General features: G+C 53.0%; 23 protein-coding genes and 1 riboswitch. Of the genes, 18 read left to right on the top strand and 5 right to left on the bottom strand.

The features are described 5' to 3' along the window. Window positions 1-320 precede the first annotated feature (320 nt). The gene (gene cctA, locus ON072_RS06120) at window positions 321-668 is read left to right on the top strand and encodes a tetraheme c-type cytochrome CctA (protein WP_025011002.1); all 348 of its coding nucleotides are present in this window, start codon (window positions 321-323) and stop codon (window positions 666-668) included. Window positions 669-768: 100 nt separating this feature from the next. On the opposite strand, the gene ON072_RS06115 is transcribed toward cctA, so the two are convergent. Then, on the bottom strand, window positions 769-1,509 hold the full coding sequence (locus ON072_RS06115; RefSeq protein ID WP_107005371.1) for a cytochrome b/b6 domain-containing protein: 741 nt from the start codon (window positions 1,507-1,509) through the stop codon (window positions 769-771). Between the two features lie 188 nt (window positions 1,510-1,697). Here ON072_RS06115 and ON072_RS06110 point away from each other — a divergent pair, with 188 nt between their 5' ends. Beyond that, entirely contained in the window at window positions 1,698-2,342 is a 645-nt protein-coding gene (locus ON072_RS06110) for a helix-turn-helix transcriptional regulator (protein WP_044734762.1), read from the top strand. Between the two features lie 278 nt (window positions 2,343-2,620). Here the strand turns inward: ON072_RS06110 and ON072_RS06105 are convergent, their stop codons facing one another. Further along, a complete protein-coding gene (locus ON072_RS06105; protein WP_107005372.1) occupies window positions 2,621-4,375 on the bottom strand; it encodes a M61 family metallopeptidase in 1,755 nt (584 codons plus the stop codon). Window positions 4,376-4,616: 241 nt separating this feature from the next. Between ON072_RS06105 and hinT the strand changes: the two genes are divergently transcribed. The 11 genes from hinT to ON072_RS06050 all read left to right on the top strand — a co-directional run bounded on the left by hinT (window position 4,617) and on the right by ON072_RS06050 (window position 13,265). Then, window positions 4,617-4,973, top strand: coding sequence for a purine nucleoside phosphoramidase (hinT, locus tag ON072_RS06100; protein WP_025010998.1), 357 nt, complete (start codon window positions 4,617-4,619; stop codon window positions 4,971-4,973). Beyond that, window positions 4,970-5,470: a PaaI family thioesterase gene (locus tag ON072_RS06095; RefSeq protein WP_028780462.1), complete on the top strand. Its 501-nt coding sequence runs from the start codon at window positions 4,970-4,972 to the stop codon at window positions 5,468-5,470. Before hinT ends, ON072_RS06095 begins: the two co-directional genes overlap by 4 nt. Further along, window positions 5,467-5,919 carry a PaaI family thioesterase gene (locus ON072_RS06090; RefSeq protein ID WP_025010997.1) on the top strand — a complete coding sequence of 151 codons (453 nt, stop codon included), beginning with the start codon at window positions 5,467-5,469 and terminating at the stop codon, window positions 5,917-5,919. Before ON072_RS06095 ends, ON072_RS06090 begins: the two co-directional genes overlap by 4 nt. Window positions 5,920-5,936: 17 nt before the next feature. Beyond that, on the top strand, window positions 5,937-6,326 hold the full coding sequence (locus ON072_RS06085; RefSeq protein WP_062793618.1) for a YcfL family protein: 390 nt from the start codon (window positions 5,937-5,939) through the stop codon (window positions 6,324-6,326). Window positions 6,327-6,473: 147 nt separating this feature from the next. Next, window positions 6,474-6,583: riboswitch (TPP riboswitch) on the top strand. Window positions 6,584-6,638: 55 nt separating this feature from the next. Next, window positions 6,639-8,795 (top strand): TonB-dependent receptor, encoded by a 2,157-nt coding sequence (locus ON072_RS06080; RefSeq protein WP_261752946.1) that lies wholly within the window; start codon window positions 6,639-6,641, stop codon window positions 8,793-8,795. A 63-nt stretch (window positions 8,796-8,858) separates the two neighbouring features. Beyond that, complete coding sequence (locus ON072_RS06075) at window positions 8,859-9,119, top strand: hypothetical protein (protein WP_146509257.1); 261 nt, start codon at window positions 8,859-8,861, stop codon at window positions 9,117-9,119. Between the two features lie 3 nt (window positions 9,120-9,122). Then, window positions 9,123-9,773 carry a nicotinamide riboside transporter PnuC gene (gene pnuC / locus ON072_RS06070; protein ID WP_025011200.1) on the top strand — a complete coding sequence of 217 codons (651 nt, stop codon included), beginning with the start codon at window positions 9,123-9,125 and terminating at the stop codon, window positions 9,771-9,773. After that, a complete protein-coding gene (locus ON072_RS06065) occupies window positions 9,770-10,852 on the top strand; it encodes a phosphotransferase (protein ID WP_107005375.1) in 1,083 nt (360 codons plus the stop codon). The genes pnuC and ON072_RS06065 overlap by 4 nt, the downstream gene beginning before the upstream one ends. Window positions 10,853-10,907: 55 nt before the next feature. Continuing rightward, window positions 10,908-11,747 (top strand): DUF6279 family lipoprotein, encoded by an 840-nt coding sequence (locus ON072_RS06060; RefSeq protein ID WP_025011201.1) that lies wholly within the window; start codon window positions 10,908-10,910, stop codon window positions 11,745-11,747. Between the two features lie 257 nt (window positions 11,748-12,004). After that, window positions 12,005-12,616 (top strand): HvfX family Cu-binding RiPP maturation protein, encoded by a 612-nt coding sequence (locus ON072_RS06055; protein ID WP_025011202.1) that lies wholly within the window; start codon window positions 12,005-12,007, stop codon window positions 12,614-12,616. Between the two features lie 100 nt (window positions 12,617-12,716). Next, window positions 12,717-13,265: an NAD(P)H nitroreductase gene (locus ON072_RS06050; RefSeq protein WP_062793391.1), complete on the top strand. Its 549-nt coding sequence runs from the start codon at window positions 12,717-12,719 to the stop codon at window positions 13,263-13,265. A gap of 67 nt (window positions 13,266-13,332) precedes the next feature. Here the strand turns inward: ON072_RS06050 and ON072_RS06045 are convergent, their stop codons facing one another. After that, window positions 13,333-14,070, bottom strand: coding sequence for an MBL fold metallo-hydrolase (locus ON072_RS06045; protein WP_045282669.1), 738 nt, complete (start codon window positions 14,068-14,070; stop codon window positions 13,333-13,335). Between the two features lie 12 nt (window positions 14,071-14,082). After that, window positions 14,083-14,691, bottom strand: coding sequence for a chemotaxis protein (locus tag ON072_RS06040; protein ID WP_274625989.1), 609 nt, complete (start codon window positions 14,689-14,691; stop codon window positions 14,083-14,085). Window positions 14,692-15,030: 339 nt separating this feature from the next. Between ON072_RS06040 and ON072_RS06035 the strand changes: the two genes are divergently transcribed. Then, entirely contained in the window at window positions 15,031-15,654 is a 624-nt protein-coding gene (locus ON072_RS06035) for a 2OG-Fe(II) oxygenase (RefSeq protein WP_025011205.1), read from the top strand. Between the two features lie 55 nt (window positions 15,655-15,709). Here ON072_RS06035 and ON072_RS06030 read toward each other — a convergent pair whose 3' ends face one another. Further along, entirely contained in the window at window positions 15,710-16,249 is a 540-nt protein-coding gene (locus ON072_RS06030) for a hypothetical protein (RefSeq protein WP_144133725.1), read from the bottom strand. A 478-nt stretch (window positions 16,250-16,727) separates the two neighbouring features. Here ON072_RS06030 and ON072_RS06025 point away from each other — a divergent pair, with 478 nt between their 5' ends. Genes ON072_RS06025 through ON072_RS06010 form a run of 4 tightly spaced genes read left to right on the top strand, consistent with a single transcriptional unit; the run spans window position 16,728 to window position 18,760 of the window. Further along, window positions 16,728-17,342 carry a GNAT family N-acetyltransferase gene (locus ON072_RS06025; protein WP_025011207.1) on the top strand — a complete coding sequence of 205 codons (615 nt, stop codon included), beginning with the start codon at window positions 16,728-16,730 and terminating at the stop codon, window positions 17,340-17,342. 42 nt (window positions 17,343-17,384) lie between these two features. After that, window positions 17,385-17,840, top strand: coding sequence for a GNAT family N-acetyltransferase (locus tag ON072_RS06020; protein ID WP_044734754.1), 456 nt, complete (start codon window positions 17,385-17,387; stop codon window positions 17,838-17,840). A 55-nt stretch (window positions 17,841-17,895) separates the two neighbouring features. Beyond that, window positions 17,896-18,300 carry a hypothetical protein gene (locus tag ON072_RS06015; RefSeq protein WP_025011208.1) on the top strand — a complete coding sequence of 135 codons (405 nt, stop codon included), beginning with the start codon at window positions 17,896-17,898 and terminating at the stop codon, window positions 18,298-18,300. Between the two features lie 52 nt (window positions 18,301-18,352). Continuing rightward, window positions 18,353-18,760 (top strand): hypothetical protein, encoded by a 408-nt coding sequence (locus tag ON072_RS06010; RefSeq protein ID WP_109247371.1) that lies wholly within the window; start codon window positions 18,353-18,355, stop codon window positions 18,758-18,760. The last annotated feature ends 52 nt before the right edge of the window (window positions 18,761-18,812 follow it).

Raw genomic sequence — 18,812 nt, 5'->3', positions numbered from 1 at the left:
ACAATAACTCTCCAACCGTTTTCATTTCCAGTCCACGCTAATCTGCGATGAACCTTTTTTTATGCTGTTGAAACGCTTATTGATACAGATGCTTATGTGTAAATTAAATGTAAAATTCCGTAATTAACCGATGGTTACATGATTCAGCGCACATTTTGCTTTTGCGCAAGTTGTTAAAGTGGCGGCGACTCAGAATTAGTTTGCCAATTGGCAAAAGCTTGGCTAAGTTAATCCAAGTCGTGCTATTTACTGATAGTGAGACAAAGGTCATACCTGACATAAGAACCTTTGCTCGACTGTCATCATCGGAGGATATTATTGTGAGCAAGAAACTCTTGAGTGTGTTGTTCGGTGCCGGTTTGGCCGCACTGGCCATGTCACCATCTGCTTTTGCAGAAGATCAGAAGCTGTCAGATTTCCACGCGGATATGGGTGGCTGTGAAAGCTGTCATGCCGATGGTTCACCTTCAGCTGACGGCGCCTATGAATTTGAACAGTGTCAGAGCTGTCACGGTTCGCTGGCAGAAATGGATGCGGTACACAAGCCACACGATGGTGCCTTGATGTGTGCTGATTGCCATGCTCCCCACGACATGAACGTAGGTCAAAAGCCTACCTGCGATAGCTGCCACGATGATGGCCGTACTTCAGATAGCGTACTGAAGTAAGAAGCGCATATCGCACGAATGACAACGCCGGCTTGATGCCGGCGTTATTGTTTCTGGCTGGTGCCTATCTCTGGCTCTGTGTGGTGAGCCAGTATCTCAGTCAGTCTTTATCCACCGGCGTTGTTGGCAGATATTTATTGCCGGAAAACATAGCAGAAATAATACCGGGCTGACGCTTACGCTCGGCGTGGATCACCGCAGCTATGTGCAGCAATACCAAGAGAAGCAACAGATATACGCTGTAGACATGTACTTTTCCCGCCAAGCCCTTGGCGCCCTTAATCGCTGCAGCCTTGTCTGGGTTAACGCCTGTGTCATCATAGGGTTTGAGGCTGGCAGGCTCAACACCATCGGCGGCGATATATTCCTGAACCATGCCGCCCAGCGGTGGATAGAAGATGTCAGTACCGGCTCGCACCAAGCCTGTCACCATGATCAGCGTCAGCAAACCCAATAAGGCGATGACCGCCAGTTTGCCCGCCGGATTATGGCCGAGATATTGTGGGTTTTCGCCTTTCTTGAGTGCTGCACGATAGCCTGCCAATTCCCCTTTTTTGGGGAGTAGTTTACCAAGACGCGCCTTGATAGGGCCGAATAATCCCCACAGTAATCTGAATGCCAGGTTGATGGTAAAGGCATAACCTATCCATACGTGCAGTGTCTTCAGGCCGATTTTAGCGTCGAGACCACTGATCCCGAAGTCAGATTTGAACATCATTACCCCGCCGATGATCACCAACAGCAGCACCAAAAGCAGGTTTATCCAATGAAAAAGGCGAGTGGGAAGATCCCATGCCTTATAGCGAGACAGGCGCACTTCGCCCGCAGTATTTGTTTCCATGTTTGATCCCCCAGATCTGTTTTACCCCTTTATGTTAACGCCTGTAGCGGCGCTTGTTCAGTTAACTCTTATTCATTTTGAGTTTTTGGTAAGGAATCTGTACTTCCATTTCAAGCAGTTGTCTGCTTTGATACTCATGTTGCGTTAATGTAAATTTTTTTTTTGGGTTTTTTAGCTGAGGGCAGCCTATGTTCAATGTGATGCACTGGCTGGTGGTTTCCAGATCCGCGCTGTTGACCGAGCTGATGGATAGCCGTTGGCCGCAGGAGTTTCTGGTACGCTTGTCCTGCTTATCTCCCGATAGATGGCACACAGATGCCTTGAGAGCTGATGTCGACATGTTGTTGCTGGATTTGGCCACTGTGGAACCGGCCTTGGGCTATAAGATTCTTAAACAGGCCACCAGGAATCGCGGTTGCAAAGTGGTGTTACTGCATTATCCCAGGAGGGTGGAGTATGAATGCCTGTTGTTGCCGTCTGTGGTCAAGGCGGTTTTCTATCCCGAGGCGACCTTGGCACAGTTGAGCCGTGGCCTGGATATTGTGCAGAAGGGCGGCTGCGATATTCCTTTTGAGTTGCAATCTCGGCTGGCCAAGGGAGAGCTCAGTGGCGATGTGCTGACTTTCAGGGAGCGGGAGGTGCTGCAGGCGCTACTGGCCGGGCTCAGTAATCAACAGATTGCCACTTCCCTTTATGTCAGTGAAAGTACGGTCAAGACCCATCTCTATCGGGTGTTTCGCAAACTGAATTTAAGCAACCGAGCCCAGGTGATGGCCTGGGCCCAGCGTCACTTGATGGCCGATGTGGCCGAGAGTCAAGGCTCAGGCAGTTAGGGAAGGTGCGAATAAGTCCTCGCGGCCTTCTCTTTTGTAGAGAGTGGCTTACACAGCAATTGGTGTTCAAGGCATCTGACTGAAGGCATGCCGGGGCCTGTCGAAGTCGGATAACGTAGAGAGCCGGTTGCTGTGAAAGCCCCAAAGGGCGTGGCTTACAGGCTTGCCTGCTGTGTTATGCTTCTTGCAAAGGACTAGGGCCATTTGCTGCGAACCACGCCTTGCATCCAGGCCTGTAAGCCTACGCAGAGCACGCATGGGACTTGTTCGCACCTTCCTTAACCCAGCCAGGCCTTGGCTTTGGCTGGATCGGTGAGCTTGAGTGACACAGTATCTATTGCCGCCGGGTTGATAGGCAGTTGGCCTGTCATCAGTTCATCACGGCGGAAGAAGTGCAGCTCCAGACTATCGCCGGGCTCATATTGTTGCAGTTCATTTTCAAATTGAGCGCCGACCTGCAGACCATTGGCGGCAATCAGCAGATCCTGAGCCGCGAGCCCGGCGCTGTGAGCCGCGCTGCCATTGGTCACACTCACAATTCTTAACCCCAGGACTTCAGCCTTGTAGCGGGCTCCGAAGCCGATTTTTTGCCCCTCAACATCCCCGCCGCCCTGATCCTGAGCGCCTTGGGCACTGCGAAGCTGCATCTCGATTCCGAATTGCGCCAGCAGGGGCGCCAGTGGCAACTCTTGGGTATTATCCAGAAAGGCAAATTCTGCGCTGGCATCCCGGCCAAGCAGCTCCTCATAGAGGCGTCGATGGGAGTCATCTTCAGTGCCTATCCCCTGGCTGCCAAAGGCCTGCCACAGCTTTTGCATCAGGTTATCCAATGTGTATTTCCCCTGGGTTTCCAGTCTCAGAGTCAAGTCCAGATACAGGGCAAACAAAGCTCCCTTGGTGTAATAGCTGACGATGGCGTTGGCGGCGTTTTCATCCTGTTTGTAGAACTTGGTCCAGGCATTGAAGCTCGAATCTGTCAGGCTCTGCAACTGCCTGCCCGGCATGCGATACACCCGGGTCATGGTCTGGGATAGCATCTCCAGATATTGCTCATTGGAAACCCTGTTGGCTCTGAGTGTCATCAGGTCATCATAGTAGGAAGTGATACCTTCATAAGCCCACAGCTGACGGGTGTAGCTCTCAGCCTCCAGCGCATAGGGCATGAAGCTGGCAGGCTTAATGCGTTTGACGTTCCAGCTGTGGAAGTATTCGTGACTGCAGAGCGACAGATAAGTGCGGTAATCCTTGTTGACCGGCATCTCCATACTCAGCGGCAGATCCTTACGGGAGCAGTGCAGGGCGGTGGAGGCTCTGTGTTCCAGTCCTCCAAAGCCATTGCCTAATACCTGGGTCATAAACAGGTAGCGCTCAAACGGCGCTTCACCGAAGAGGCGGATCTGGCTCTCGCAAATAGCCTTGAGATCGTCAAGCAGTCTGGGCATGTGGCAGCGGTGACGCCCGGTCAGTATCACATCATGGCGCACGCCACAGGCCTCAAAGCTGCCGTGGGTAAAGGTGCCCATCTCCACCGGATGGTCGATAAGCTCATCATAGTTGGCGGCGCTGAAACGGCCGAACTGCCACTCTTCACCCTCGATTCGACTCAGGGTTGTTGCCAGCTGCCAGTTGGCTTCCTCCTCCGGGGGCAGAATTTCCAGCTCCAGCGGCTCAAGCTCTTTGCCGGCCACCGCCAAAAAGACGCTGCTGCCGTTGAAAAAGCCGTGGGTCTGATCCAGGTGGGCGCTGCGCACCGACATATCCCAGGCATAAACCGAGTAGCGCAATTGCAGCGATTCGGCATTGGAATCTATCAGCCAGCGCTGCTTGTCAAGCTGAGTAATGCTGAGCGGACGCTCCAGCTCATCAAAGGCTTTAATATCTATGATATTGCGACAAAAATCGCGAACCATGTAGCTGCCCGGGATCCAGGATGGCAACCAAAGTTCCTGTTTCGGAGCCGGTGCCTGAATGGTGATTTTGACCTCGAACAGGTGAGCGTGGGGATCTATGGGGCAAATCTGATAACTGATCATCTGATATCCGTATGAATCGTTGGCGAGTGCCGGGAGCCAAATTGAGTGCTATCCGGCTGAGCATGGCGACAATGCTGCCAAAAAAGCCAGGCCGCGGCAATTACTTGCCGAGTTTTAAAAGGCTTGGGGGGCAAATCACCGCGGCCGATTACATCTCCGGGCCGAATGGTATTATACTGCCAAGAACACAGAGGTTTGGCCCTTGGGCCGAGCCTGAACCGACACACCGGAGAGTGGCAAAATGGCCGAAGAAACCATATTCAGCAAAATTATCCGCCGTGAAATTCCCACGGACATTCTGTATCAGGACGAACTGGTAACCGCCTTTCGGGATATCAATCCCAAGGCGCCCACCCATGTACTGATAGTGCCCAATCATCTGATCCCCACAGTCAATGACGCCAAGGCCTCGGATGAGCAGGCCATAGGCCGTATGGTGACTGTGGCTGCCAAGCTGGCCGCCGAGGCCGGGATCGCCGAGGACGGTTATCGTTTAATCATTAACTGTAATGAACATGGCGGCCAGGAAGTGTTCCACATCCACATGCATCTGCTTGGCGGTAAAGCCTTGGGGCCTATGGTGAGTTCAGCGTCATGAAAGTGAATCCGGAGTTTTTCCCGCTGACGACCCTGGCTACCCGTTTCGTCAACCAGTTGGCCCAGTGCCGCCGTCTCGGGCTCAAGGTGCATGAGGCCAGTGAGCACCATGTACTGATAGAATTGCCTTACAGCACCGAGCTGGTGGGTTACCCTGAAACCGGGGTTATTCATGGTGGGGTTATCACCACTTTGATGGATACTGCCAGTGGTTGCGCCGTGGTTTGTGCTATCAAGGACAAATATGGTTCGCTGGAGATCTCGCCAACTCTGGATCTGCGGGTCGACTATATGAAGCCCGCCGAGCCCCACAAGCCGGTGTATGGTTTTGCCGAGTGTTATAAGTTGTCATCCAGCGTCGCGTTCACCCGGGCCATCGCCTATCAGGACAGCATAGACGACCCCATCGCCCATGCGGTTGGCTCCTTTATGCGGATAAGCCCTGAAATGATAGGGGATACTTTCCGCAAGGCACTGATGGGTGAGGAGACGAAATGACAGATCCCAAGGCATCCATGGATGTAAAAAGCATAGTTGCTAAAGTGACAGAAACCAATGATTTCAGTCACTTGCTTGAGCATGTTCCCTATGCTCGCTTTATCGGCATGCAGGTGGACAGGTTTGGCGATGAACTGGTGTTTCGTCTGCCGGCCAAAGATGACAACATAGGTAACCCGGTACTGCCGGCCATTCACGGTGGCGTGATAGCCGGGTTTATGGAGATGTCGGCCATCATCCAGCTTATGGTGTTTATGCAAACCAGTAAGGTGCCCAAGGTGGTTGATTTTTCCATCGACTACTTACGCGCCGGTTATCATAAGGACAGCTTCGCCGAGTGCCGAATAACCCGTCAGGGGCGGCGAGTGGCCAATGTCAATATCGACTGCTGGCAAACCAACCGCAAACAGTTGATTGCAACGGCCAGGGCGCACTTTTTGATTGATTGAGAATAAGGGATTGGCAGATGAAAAAAGTCTTGGTAATAGCAGCAACCGTGCTGGCTCTGGCAGGCTGCGCCAACCATACGGCCGGGGTGTATGCCAGCTCGACCGGTGAAAGCCGCGCAGACAACAGCAGCTTTGCCCGCTCTGTGAGTGTGGGTGATCTTATGGCCAGAGGCGAGGGCGGCTTGCTCAGAGGCACAGCCACCATCAGCAGCAAGGTCGCTACCGATATGCGCATTCAGTACAAGTTCACCTGGTATGATGCCAGCGGCTATACCCTGGATGATGAAGGTGTGTCCTGGAAGTCGGTTAAGCTGCATGGTAAACAGCAGTTGCAGGTGAGCGCCGTGGCGCCGAATCCGACCGCCAGCCGTTTTGAGATCTATGTGCGCGAGGCCTTTTCAAACTAAAAGTTGAAACCTCGGCACCACTGCCGCCCGAGCCATTATTCCCGTTGAATGCTCAACACTCGGGAGTATTGGGGTGGGCGGTTTTTTTATGCCCTCGGGTACAATTTGGCAACCTGGCTCACTTTTGTTGGTAACTCGTGTATACTGGCCCGCGCCAAGGGGTGTTTACCGCATTGCGGTTGACTGAGATGTCGTATGACGAACCCTTAGAACCTGATCCGGCTAGTACCGGCGTAGGAATGGGCCACAATTCGTGCACTTTCAACTCGCTTTCTTATTGCCGGATCTCAAACTGTGAATATTTGAGGTCCTATGTCCAAGTTTACCGTACCTACTCTGCTTGCCAGCACCATTCAGATGCTGCTGTGGGCACCCGTTCATGCCGCCGATAATCCCGGCGTTGAAAAGCAAGATGAGCAACAAGCCATGGAAGTAATAGTCGTCAGCGGCGACTTTCGTGGCCTGACGCTGGAGAAGATGCCCTCCAGTGTGACTGTTATCGATGAGCAGCGCATTGAAGATCAAGGCGCCGAGCATTTCGAAGACATGCTGGGTAACGTGGCCAATTTCAACTGGTCAGGTGCCAGCTCCCGGCCAAGATACTTCCAGATCCGCGGGGTAGGTGAGCAGGAGCAATACCAGGGAGCGCCCAACTCCTCTGTGGGCTTTATTATCGATGATATCGATCTCTCCGGGCTGGGCAGCGTTTCCAGCCTGTACGACCTGCAGCAGTTTGAAGTGCTGCGCGGCCCTCAGGGCACCCGCTATGGCGCCAATGCCCTGGCCGGTCTTATCTATCTCAAGAGCAATGATCCCACAGACGTATTCGAGCACGGCGCCGAAGTCTCGCTCGGTAATGATAATCTGCAAACCTTCAGCGGCTTCAGTTCCGGCCCAGTGACTGATTCCGGCAAGCTGCTCTATCGTGTGGCGCTGCAGCAACACAAGCAGAACGGTTATCGCGACAACCTGTATTTGGGCCGTGACGATACCAATGAGCGTGATGAATTCAGCGGCCGTATCAAGCTGCGCTGGTACGCCACCGACAAGTTGCAGGCGGACTTCACTCTACTGCACGCCGATTTTGACAATGGTTATGATGCCTGGACCCTGGACAATAACGGCTTCGATACCATTACCGATGCGCCGGGCGTCGACAAGCAGCGCACCACGGGATCCAGTCTCAAGCTGAGCTATACCGGCTTTGAGGCTTTTGAGCTGGTGTCCCTGTCAAGCTATGCCGCAACAGATCATCACCACGGTTACGACGGTGACTGGGCCAACCCGGATTACTGGGCCGGGAAAGAGTGCGGCGGCGCACCCTGTGAGTACGATTACACCTGGGATAAACGCGGCGAGCGGCGCACTCTGTCACAGGAGTTCAGATTCAGCTCCAACGAGGCCGGGCGGATTTTCGGCGGCAGCACAGACTGGCTGGCCGGGCTCTATTTTATCGATCTCGATGAGGACAATGATCTCTACTCTGAATACAACGGCGGGCCGGATGAAGTGCTGACTTCCCGCTACAGCGCCAGTAACTATGCGGTGTTTGCCCAGTTGGACTCAGATCTGGGAGCGGGTTACAGTCTGTCTATCGGTGCTCGTCTCGAGCGACGTGAGAGTGACTACAGCGACAGCAATGGTGATGCCTTTAGCCCATCGGAAAACATGTGGGGCGGCCATATCGCCCTGTCCAAGGCACTGGCTGAACACCATGAAGCCTATGTTCGGATAGCCAGGGGCTACAAGGCCGGTGGTTTCAATATGACGTTGCCCCAGGAGCTGGCCGACAAGAAAGAGTTCGATACCGAAATCCTCTACAACTATGAACTGGGGCTGAAATCCAGTTGGGCCGATGGCTTGCTGGATACACGTCTGGCACTGTTCTTTATGGACAGGGAAGATCAGCAGGTAGCGGCCTCGCTGCAGGATCCTGTCGATCCCCAGCGCTTTATTCTGTTCACCGAAAACGCCGGCAGCTCCAATAACTATGGCGCCGAGCTGGAAGCCAACTGGTATCCCACAGATTCACTGCAGTTCTATACCAGCCTTGGGTATCTGCAGACAGAATACGGTGATTACCAATACTTGGATGAAGATAAGAATCCTGTGGATCTCAGCGGCCGGGAACTGGCCCACTCGCCGAGATGGACCTATAGTCTCGGCATGACCTGGCGCAATGACATGGGCTGGTTTGCCAACCTCAGCAGCAGTGGCAAGAGTGCGTTCTACTACTCAGACAGCAATGACTCCCGCTCTGAAGACTATCAAGTGGTCAACGCCAAGCTGGGCTATGAGGCCGACAAGTGGTCGGTTTACCTCTGGGGCCGCAACCTGTTCGATGAAAAATACGGCGTGCGCGGTTTCTACTTCGGCAATGAGCCGGATCAAAACTGGGCCGAGAAACAATATATCCGCTACGGGGATCCACGCCAGATTGGTGTGACCTTCAAGGTCAAATTTATCTGATGGCATAAGCCGTTGTCGGCCGGGGCGTGTTGCAGCGCCCCGGTTCATTACAGGAGATGTAAAATGAAGTTAACTGCCGAAATCAGCATGTATCCGCTCCACGATGAGTATCTGGAGCCTATTCAATGGTTTATCAAGCGCCTGGACAGTTATGCCAACATAGAGAGAACCACCAATGCCATGGCGACTCAGGTGTGCGGTGATTATGCCGAGGTGATGGCCATGCTGACCACTGAGATGCAGGCAGCGCACGAGAAATTTGGCAAGGCGGTGTTTGTCTGTAAATTTATCGGCGGTGAGCTGAACTTGGGCCACAGGGAATAACCCATGAGTGAATTCTGGCACTGGCTCGCCGAGGCCGGCTCTCAGGCCCAGGGCATGGGCGCCTGGGAAGCGGTAGCCGTGGTATTGGCCTTGGCCTATCTGCTGCTGGCCATGAAAGCCAATATCTGGTGTTGGGCGGCAGCCTTTGCCAGCACCGCCATCTACACTGTGCTGTTCTGGAAAGTCGCGCTGCTGATGGAGTCAGTGCTCAACGTCTATTACATGGCGATGGCGCTGTACGGATACTGGCTCTGGCGCCGGGGTGGGGAAAACCATCAAGGAGTGGCCGTGACCTCCTGGCCCTGGCAGCGGCACCTGGTACTGATTTTGTTGACTGGGTTGGTGTCTCTGTTTGTCGGTCATATGATGGCGACTTTCACTCAGGCAGCCTTTCCCTACCTGGATGCAGCAACCAGCTGTTTTGCTGTGATGACGACTTTTCTGGTGGCGCGCAAGGTGCTGGAAAACTGGCTCTATTGGGTGGTTATTGATCTGGTGTCCATCTATCTCTATTTAAGCAAGGGCTTGATGTTGACCTCACTCTTGTTTGTGCTCTACGTGGGGATGGCGGTAGCCGGATACTTTATCTGGCGCGCCAGAGCCCAGGAGTCCCGCGGTCGCGACTCCTCACAGCTTGAAAGCGGTGCGGCATGAAAGGCAAACCGCTGACAGCACTTGAAACCAGTCTGGGTGAAGGTTTGAGCTGCGAGCTCAACGCCGCCCTCAAGCGGCTACAGTTGTGGCCGCTTGAGGGGGCCAAGCCGCTCACCCTTGGGCTAAGCAACCAAAACTGGTTCTTGCAGGCCGGTAGCGAGTCATTGGTGCTGAGAGTCAATTCCCCGGGCTCAGACCGTATCTGCGACAGAAACAACGAACTGGCATGTTGGCGGGTTGCCGAGAAGGCGAACCTGGCACCAGGGCTGATTTGGGTCAGCGCTGACAAGGGGTTATATCTGAGCCGCTTTATCGAACAAGCGCCGCAAGCCAACTGGCAGCAGTTACTCGCATCCAAAGGCGCGACCGAGATCGCACGCGCGGCTCAGAAAGCCTATGCAAACTCAAAGAGCCTCTCTAGCCTGCCTGAGCGTAAACATGATTCTAAACATGAGCCTAAACATGAATTGGGCTCAGGCGCTGTATTGGGAGCCAAGCAAGGCAAATCCCCTCAGGCCTTACTGCTGGAGTTGCTGCTGGGGCTGAGAGCATTGCCGGCTCCCAAGCTCGAAATCAGTGTTGCCGAGCAGTGGCGCATCTATCTGGAGCGGCTCGATGATATGGCACTGAGCCGGGGGCAGCCTTCAAGCTGGCAACAGCGGCTTATGCAACTTCACTCGGCCCAAGTGTTATTCGAGCAGTGCAACGCTCGGCTGGAAGCCTGTCTGCTGAGGCCTCAGTATTGTCACAGGGATCTCAATCCTCATAATCTGCTGCTGGCCGAGGATGGACTCAAGTGCGTCGATTTTGAATATGCCTGCGCTTCCCACCCGCTGTTTGAGTTGGCCGGGGTGCTGTCATCCCATCTGCTGAGCGCCGAGGGGCAGCAGTGGCTCATCTATCACTATCTTGAGCAGCATCCGCATTTAACCGGCGATGCCCACCTGGCCGTGGCTGCCGCCATCGATGTCTACTGGCTGTTTGCCTGCTGCTGGGCCTTGCAGATGGCCTGGGACAATCAGCAGCAGTCTTATCTCGACTGGTTTGATGACTTCTGGCATCTTGTAAAGCATCAATGAGTCAGGCAGGGAAGAAGCTGTCGCCTGGCCTTAGCCAACTTAAAGTATTTAATGGATGAAACGCATTGTTATTGCCCTGGCGCTGCTTATTGCGCTCAGTGCCTGCTCCACCAAGGTCAGCTATTATTTCCTCGATTGGGCCATAGAGTGGCAGCTGGAAGATTATGTCACTCTCGACCGGCAACAGGAGCAGGCGTTTGACGCCATTCTCGACCCTTTTCTCGTCTGGCATCGCAGCCAGGAGTTACCCAGATACAGTGCCCAGCTAAAAACGCTGCAAACCGAGCTTGCCGATGGTACTTTAACGCCACAGAGTTGGCGCCATCATGTGGATATGGCAAGAGATCACTGGTTTCGGCTGTTTGCCCAGGTGTTTGACGATCTTTTGCCCCTTATCGCTTCTTTGAGTGACAAGCAGGTCGCGCAGGTGATTGCCAAACTGGAGGCCGATGAGCAGGAGCTGGTGGATGAATACAAGGACAAGAACCAGGAACAACTGATTAAAGATGCGGATGAACGGCTGGAGGAGCTGTTTGCCGATTGGCTGGGGCGTTTGAGTGAGCAGCAAAAGGCCCTGATCCATGAGCACAACAGCCGCCGACTGGCGACCCTGGATATGTGGCTCGAGTATCGTCACGAGTGGCTCCGGCAGTTCAAACAAGCATTGCTGCAACGCAGTGATTCTGACTTGTTGGCGCAGCGCTTGCGGCTGCTGATGACATCGCCCGATGAGCTCAAGTCTGATGTGCACAAGCAGAAATTGGCGCAAAACACGGAAAACTTCGGCATGCTGTTGTTGCAACTGCACCAGAGCCTGAGTGCGCGCCAGCAAAAGCACTTCAAGCGTAAGCTGGGCAACTTGATTGACGATCTGGATGAGCTGAGTCAGGCATAGCCTTGAGTTGGCACAGCCCTGAGCTTATGAGGCAGACATAACCCTGAGCTTATGTGGTCGTAAAGCGGGTCTTTGGTCTGTAGAACGGGCATTGGACCATTTGCCCGCGAACCACGCCTTGCATCCAGGCCCTTAAGTGGACGCAGAGCAGACATGGGGCTTGTTCGCACCTTTCTAAACTAAAGACTGAAATAAAATCGCTTATTGCCGGGTCAACTGCAGCATGACAGGAATACTCCCCGAATAAGGAGGTTTTCATGCAAGCCATCATTCAAACCTATGCGGCATTTTTGAAATCACTGCGCCACTTCGATGCCCTGGCACCTTTGGCATTGCGGCTCTATCTGGCGCCGGTGCTGGTGCAGGCCGGTTACAATAAACTCAGCCACTTCAGCGACACAGCGGCCTGGTTCGGTAATCCGGACTGGGGGCTGGGCTTGCCCATGCCTGAAGTGATGGTGGCGCTGGCGGCCGGGACCGAATTTTTTGGTGGCTTGTTGCTTCTGCTCGGGTTGGCCACTCGGCTGGTAGCTATCCCCATGAGTATTACCATGTTGGTGGCGGCCTTCAGTGTGCACTGGTCCAACGGCTGGCTGGCGATTGCCGACCCCTCATCCTGGCTCGCAAACGACAGGGTGATGGCTTCGGTGGAGAAGCTTGAGCGGGCCAAGGGGATACTGCAGGAGCACGGCAATTACGACTGGCTTACCAGTTCGGGTAACCTGGTGATCCTCAACAACGGCATTGAGTTTGCGGCCACCTATTTCATTATGCTGTTGGTATTGCTGTTTATGGGCGGCGGCCGTTACACCAGTGTGGACTATTTTATTGGCCGTAAATGGCTGCCCAAAACCGCTAACCTCGGCTGATTGTTGCTTAAAACAAGTCGTCCGGCTTTTTTGCCTCTGGCGATCCGGGGCGGATTTGGTATCCTGTGAAGTCATTGATATCTCAGCTGAGGATCGCGCATTGGACGCACTTACTCTTCTTCTTACCCGTCAATCATGTCCACGACTGCAGGCTCCGGCGCCGAATGAGGCGCAACTGAAAATTATCCTGGATGCTGCGGCCAGAGTACCGGATCACGGTGGCCTGGCGCCCTGGGAGTTTATTATTGCTACCGGCGAAGGGCTCAATCGCCTGGCGGATATTTTTGTGGCGGCCGCAACAGCAGATGGTGCCGACGAGGGCTTTATCAACAAGGCTGCCGGTATGCCGCTCAGGGCGCCTATGGTGATCACTGTGGTTGCCAAGACCAAAGATCATCCCAAGGTCCCTGAGTTGGAGCAGCAATTGGCAGCCGGCTGCGCCGTGATGGCGATGCAGCAGGCCGCATTTGCCCAGGGGCTGGGCGGAATATGGCGCACTGGTACCTTTGCCTTTGACTCTACGGTCAATACGGCGTTGGGGCTCGATGGCAGCGATCAGATAGTGGGCTTTCTCTATCTGGGCACTCCTGTGGTTGAAGCGCCGCTCAAAGCCACCAAAGAGGGCAGCGCCTTTGCCCGCTATCTCTGATAGCTGCCGAACACTCAATGGCGGAAAACTTGCCATGGGCTAAGCTCATGGCATCAAGCTATTTTACTCAGTTGCCTACCGCAACCCCCACTTCCAGGCGCTCGAACCAGTCGAGAAACTCAGGTATCTGCTCGCCCCTGAATATCCGCCCGTGCTGCGGACATAAATAGTCCAGCTCCAGCTCTCTCACTCTGGCTATCCAGTCCTGCTTGGCGCGGTTGGAGGGCATCCATCTTTGATGGAAAAAGCGCATCTTCTCGGTGTGACGGCCAAAGTCATCGACAAATAGCCCGGCATTCGTGTCTTCCAGTGCCGCACCTATATCGCCCGACATTAGCACTTTGCCGACAGGGTCGTAGACATGAAAATTGCCGGAAGCGTGCAGATAATGGGCCGGGATAAACTGCACCTCTACGCCATCGAGCGTCAGCTTGCCGCCTTGATCTTTAATGGCCTGGTATTGGATATGCTCCATCCCGAAATGGCGGATGAAACCTTCCCAAATCCAGGGCGCGTGCAGCTGGGCCCGCTCCAGAGTCTGATCCCACAGCCCCAGGGAGGAGATGATATCGGGATCCTGATGGGATGCGAATAGATGGGTGAGCTGCTCTATGGGAATGTGGCAAACCACATTGGCCAGCATGGGGGCAAATAGCTCTATGCCACCTGGGTCCATCAGCAGAGCCTGCTCGGCAGTGACCAACATATATTGATTGGTGTCTATGATGCCGTCGGGTTTGTCCGGATCCCGGCCAAAATAGATCCATTTGTGGCTATGGGTTTCCAACAAGAGTTGGCTCTTCATCCCTGTACTCCCTTATTGTTCAAGTAATTGAATCGCCTTATCTACCTGAGTGCGGATCGCCCCGGCAGCAGCATCGACCCGGTTGGCAACATGGTTGAAAGTGGCCTGGTCGGCGGGCTTTATCCGGCAGGCTTCGATGCGGCACAGCGAGGCCAGCACTTTAGCGGTTTTCAGCTGCTGGCAGAGCTCTTCCAGTTGCAATTCAATATCCAGGCTCAGGCGTTTGCACTGCTGCTCAAGGGCCGTAAAGTGTTGGCTGTTCTTCTCCAGCGCCGGCATGATGCTGTCGCCATAACGGGCTTTACGGGCTTTCTCCCTGGCGCGGGCAAATTGCAGCATCGCCTTGCGGACTCGGGCCTGCTCGCTGGTTAGGCGGCTGATGGTCTGTGCCAGATGATTGATTCTTGCGGCTGAGTGGGTGGTGAAATGCGCCAGTTCGTCGATGGAGTGGGTCAGCGCCTTAAAGCCCAGCGCCATGCTGCCGGCACGAATCGATGCCGCCTGGGCATTGCTGGCGATGATATTAATCTCTTTGCAATGGCCCTGAGTCTTTTCCAGTTCGGCGGCTATGATGGCGGCACGAACATAGAACTGACGCGTTGGTTGACGTTCTGATCCCATAATTCACTGTTTTACAGTCATAATCCTGTTTGAGAGTATAGAAGATAATTAACTTCCCCACAGGCGCGAGCCGATTTTTCCCATCAATGGATTCAAGCTACAACTCAAGCGCTTGAATTTGCACCCTGTTTAGCTTGAAGAGCCTCTTTGAGAATAGATGGTTAGTGTTGTAACTATATGAATTGAAAGTTTTATTTTGATTGTCAGCCCAAATCGAATGCTCTAGTATCCGCTGCTATCAGAATCGGCCCCCGCTTTATTCAAGTGGGGGCTTTTTAGGTTGTGGCTTTGTCAATAAGCAGGCAATAACAGCCGCAGCATTTCAGAGAGGATACCCATTTGGTTTCGCTGTTAAACGATGAACTATTGGACAGGATTGCCGATGCACTTACGGACAAGGGATACATAGTGCTTGAGGATGTGCTGCCGGAGACGTTGAGTAGCGCATTGCTGGATAAGGTTAACCACTCGCCGGTAGAGAGTTTTCGCTGGGCTGAAATCGGCCGTGGCAATGAGCGTGTTCGCGAACAGGAGATACGTTCAGACAGGATCCGCTGGTTGAATGAAGCACAACAACCGGATGCCGACTATTTGGAATACATGGCGTGCTTGCGTCATGGGCTTAACCGGCGCCTGTTTATGGGGCTATTCGATTATGAAAGCCATTACGCCTTTTATCGCCCTGGTACTTTTTACCGTAAACACCTGGATGCGCTGCGGGGCAGTCGCAACCGGATCTTGACCACGGTATTTTTCCTTAACCCCGACTGGCAACAGGGTGATGGTGGCGAGCTGATGCTCTATGAAGAGGACGACGCTCTGCTTGAGCAGATCCCGCCGAGAATGGGCACTCTGGTGATCTTCCTGAGCGAGCGTTTCCCCCATGAAGTACTGCCAACCCATAAAGATCGCGCCAGCATAGCCGGTTGGTTCCGGGTTGCCGGTAGTTATGAATTGTTGTAACTGCCACGATATTCGGCCGGGGTTAACCCGGCCAACGTTTTACTATTCTGAGCGGTTATATTGTTGGGGTTAATTCTGATGTATCAAACGGAATTGCTTGACATAAATTATGATGGCCGTTCATAAGGCCAGCGATAAACTTTTCCACAATACTAACATCAAAAAATACCGTATTTGACTCTTTCACCCTAAAAACTAAACGTTTATGTAATGGAATAAGCTCGAGTTTTTCCGGGCATATAGCTAGACGAGAAACAATAGGTGGTCGGTGGGGCTTTGGATTTTGAATAATTCTACTACGCTCAGTATCTATAACGTCAATGACATTCTTTATTGATACTATGTACCTTTCTGTAAGAAGTTCATTTTCAATGAGCAAACTTGCTGGATATATCTCCACACCATAAGGGTCAAATGACATTATTAGTTTAGCAACTTCTTTGGATACGAGCTTATCACCTTTTTCAACGATATCAGGAATCTCAGTACTATCTGATATCTCTGGATCCTCCCAAGTTATGGGTGAACGAGAAGAGCAAGGTATATATTCATTGGTGGCATAAAAGTAATTTCTCTCATCAACCTCTTTAAACATACAATCAGACTCGTCGAAGTCCTCGGATAGGGTCCCTAAATTAAAACATTTCTTACTCATCATTCTGCCTTCGACTGCAATTATTCAACTGTCATGACTCTATTACCGTCTCTCTCATAGTGATTCAAGGGAAGCACGAATTCAACTTGGAAGTGCGACTCCGTCTATGTGATCAGAAGGTTCTTCAGGAGCACCACCTCAGGTTGCCTCAATTCAATCTATATAGGTAGCAGATGCGTGCTGCTCAACGGTTGATGCCTCAGTCCGTTCAACCATGCGCGTTGCACTTATTGACTGCAGCCCTGGCTGATATTCAGCGGGCCAAAAGGCCGGGTTTTCCCGTCAGATTGACAGAGTTCAGCTGGCTTGCTGCAGAAACCGTTTGTTAACATTTTCTCTGGTTTAATGATTTATTCATGTTAGTCTGGTAATCAAACAAGTGTTAAATCATCATCTTGCATTATTAGGGAGGCAAATCATGGGACTGGAAGCATGCTTGACCGGAGAACATGTGATCCTCGAACCTTTGAGTCAGGATCATCTGCCGGCGTTGTCGCTGGCGGTCGCCGATGGTGAGTTGTGGCGCTTGTGGTACACCAGCGTGCCGCATCCGGATGAGATGAAGGAGTATATCCAGCAGGCTTTGGATAGTGAGCAGCGCGGTGAAGCCTTGGCCTTTGCGGTACGTAGCCGAAGCAGCGGTGCAATTGTCGGTTGTACCCGCATTTGCAACTGGGATCAGGCCAACCGCCGGCTGGAGATAGGGTATACCTGGTATGCCAAGAGCGTGCAGCGCAGCGCCATCAATACCGAAACCAAGCTGTTGTTGCTGGAGTACGCCTTCGAGACCCTGGATGTGATGGCGGTGGAGTTCAGAACCCATTTTCACAACCAGGCTTCGCGGGAAGCCATCACCCGTCTGGGAGCCAAGCAAGATGGCATCTTACGCAATCACAGACTGCTCAAGGACGGCAGTGTCAGGGATACAGTGGTTTACTCCATCATTGACAGCGAATGGCCCGAGGTGAAACAAGGCCTCAAGGACAGGCTGGCATTTTACAGTGATCAGTACAATGCCGAACTCGCACAGTGAGTGAGCGCCACTTAGGACAATAGAATTGAAGGGAAATCATTCATGCTAAAGCAAGTTATTCGGGCACAGTCACAGGATGCCGAGATTATCTCACCGCTGTTTGATGAGTATCGCCGGTTTTATGGATATCCCAGCGAGCCCGAACTGGCGTTAAGCTTTATCAGCCAAAGGCTTAAGCGGGATGAATCCGTGATCTTTTATCTGCCGGATGAGCAAAACCAAGCCTTGGGGTTTGTGCAGCTCTATCCCGGCTTTTCTTCGCTGCAGGCGGCGCCGCTGCTTATCCTCAATGATATTTATGTCACTCAGCATGCCAGGTGTGTCGGCATAGGTCGTGCGCTGCTCGATGCCACGCTGAATTACGCCAAAGCACAGGGCATTGATGAATTGATCCTCGAAACCCAGCGTAATAATGTCAGGGCTCAAGCGCTCTATGAGTCCATTGGTTTTGTCCGGGACAATGAATTTTTCCACTACAGTCTGACCCTAAAACCTTGAAATTCATCAGGCACTAAAGTAGCTTGCCTTCATTGATATCAAGAGGATCACCAAGATGCCCCATAAAACTGCTTTGTCTGTCTTTGCCGCCATCGGCTTGTTTTCCAGTGCCACAGCACTCGCCGGTTCTGCCGAGGAGGCCTTTAGCGCCGAGTTGCAGCAATGCGCCGCCTATTATCAGATAAGTTCTGAAGCCATAGCAGCAATGAATGCACCGCAGATGGCCGCCGTTGGAGATAGACTGAAACAATCTGCCAAGGATGCCGAGGCTTTGGCCGCCCAGTACAGTTCGGCACAGGATGCCGAGAAGGGCGTGGCTGCGGCCCGTGCCGAAATGCTGGAAACCATGGGTAACAGCAAGAGTTTGGGTGGTTTGATGAGCCAATACAAAGACAGCTGCAAAACCATCTTGGCCGAGCCGCAAAAGCGCCTTGACTACTGGATAATGGCCAACATGTGATGCAATAAAATGCAGCCGCAGCCTGTCTCTTTGTCCATGGGAGGGAGGCACTATGCTTTTGAGTCTGTTATTGGCTGCTTGTATCATCTTGTTCGCGCTGGTGATTGAGTTCTGGCCCAGGATCCGTTCCAAAGCCCGCGAACGCCGGCAAGGGGCAGCTTGGACGCAGGAAAACCATGGCCGCGCCAACAGGCGTGAACAGCAAGACTGCTTTGCGGATCTCAGTTTTGCGCCCTTCTTGCTTACTGCTGCTCTGGCCTTGATAGCCTGCGCGTTTGAGCTGATGCCGGCAACTTATGTGTTTGGTTTAATACTCTTTATTGTTCTCAACCTACTTCTCTTGATGGTCTGGCATCTCTATGCCAGACTGCTTGGCGGGCAAAAAAGTGGCCAGAGCCTGTTGCCGCCGCTGCTTTACGGCCTCGCGGCCCTGTTTGCCTGGATAGGGGCTATGCCATAAGTCAGCCCATAAGTCAGGCCCTAAGCCCGATTCCAAGGCAAGAATTCATGAG

This window comes from Shewanella sp. K8 (assembly GCF_028823715.1).
In the GTDB taxonomy this organism is placed as follows: domain Bacteria; phylum Pseudomonadota; class Gammaproteobacteria; order Enterobacterales; family Shewanellaceae; genus Shewanella; species Shewanella algae.
This window is presented reverse-complemented; position numbering and strand designations above follow the sequence as displayed.

Excerpts from the sequence above, each read along its gene's own strand:
- ON072_RS06115 (WP_107005371.1), bottom strand. The coding sequence starts at position 1,509 with ATGGAAACAAATACTGCGGGCGAAGTGCGCCTGTCTCGCTATAAGGCA.
- ON072_RS06110 (WP_044734762.1), top strand. The coding sequence starts at position 1,698 with ATGTTCAATGTGATGCACTGGCTGGTGGTTTCCAGATCCGCGCTGTTG.
- ON072_RS06105 (WP_107005372.1), bottom strand. The coding sequence starts at position 4,375 with ATGATCAGTTATCAGATTTGCCCCATAGATCCCCACGCTCACCTGTTC.
- hinT (WP_025010998.1), top strand. The coding sequence starts at position 4,617 with ATGGCCGAAGAAACCATATTCAGCAAAATTATCCGCCGTGAAATTCCC.
- ON072_RS06095 (WP_028780462.1), top strand. The coding sequence starts at position 4,970 with ATGAAAGTGAATCCGGAGTTTTTCCCGCTGACGACCCTGGCTACCCGT.
- ON072_RS06090 (WP_025010997.1), top strand. The coding sequence starts at position 5,467 with ATGACAGATCCCAAGGCATCCATGGATGTAAAAAGCATAGTTGCTAAA.
- ON072_RS06085 (WP_062793618.1), top strand. The coding sequence starts at position 5,937 with ATGAAAAAAGTCTTGGTAATAGCAGCAACCGTGCTGGCTCTGGCAGGC.
- ON072_RS06080 (WP_261752946.1), top strand. The coding sequence starts at position 6,639 with ATGTCCAAGTTTACCGTACCTACTCTGCTTGCCAGCACCATTCAGATG.
- ON072_RS06075 (WP_146509257.1), top strand. The coding sequence starts at position 8,859 with ATGAAGTTAACTGCCGAAATCAGCATGTATCCGCTCCACGATGAGTAT.
- pnuC (WP_025011200.1), top strand. The coding sequence starts at position 9,123 with ATGAGTGAATTCTGGCACTGGCTCGCCGAGGCCGGCTCTCAGGCCCAG.
- ON072_RS06065 (WP_107005375.1), top strand. The coding sequence starts at position 9,770 with ATGAAAGGCAAACCGCTGACAGCACTTGAAACCAGTCTGGGTGAAGGT.
- ON072_RS06060 (WP_025011201.1), top strand. The coding sequence starts at position 10,908 with ATGAAACGCATTGTTATTGCCCTGGCGCTGCTTATTGCGCTCAGTGCC.
- ON072_RS06055 (WP_025011202.1), top strand. The coding sequence starts at position 12,005 with ATGCAAGCCATCATTCAAACCTATGCGGCATTTTTGAAATCACTGCGC.
- ON072_RS06045 (WP_045282669.1), bottom strand. The coding sequence starts at position 14,070 with ATGAAGAGCCAACTCTTGTTGGAAACCCATAGCCACAAATGGATCTAT.
- ON072_RS06040 (WP_274625989.1), bottom strand. The coding sequence starts at position 14,691 with ATGGGATCAGAACGTCAACCAACGCGTCAGTTCTATGTTCGTGCCGCC.
- ON072_RS06030 (WP_144133725.1), bottom strand. The coding sequence starts at position 16,249 with ATGTTTAAAGAGGTTGATGAGAGAAATTACTTTTATGCCACCAATGAA.
- ON072_RS06025 (WP_025011207.1), top strand. The coding sequence starts at position 16,728 with ATGGGACTGGAAGCATGCTTGACCGGAGAACATGTGATCCTCGAACCT.
- ON072_RS06020 (WP_044734754.1), top strand. The coding sequence starts at position 17,385 with ATGCTAAAGCAAGTTATTCGGGCACAGTCACAGGATGCCGAGATTATC.
- ON072_RS06015 (WP_025011208.1), top strand. The coding sequence starts at position 17,896 with ATGCCCCATAAAACTGCTTTGTCTGTCTTTGCCGCCATCGGCTTGTTT.
- ON072_RS06010 (WP_109247371.1), top strand. The coding sequence starts at position 18,353 with ATGCTTTTGAGTCTGTTATTGGCTGCTTGTATCATCTTGTTCGCGCTG.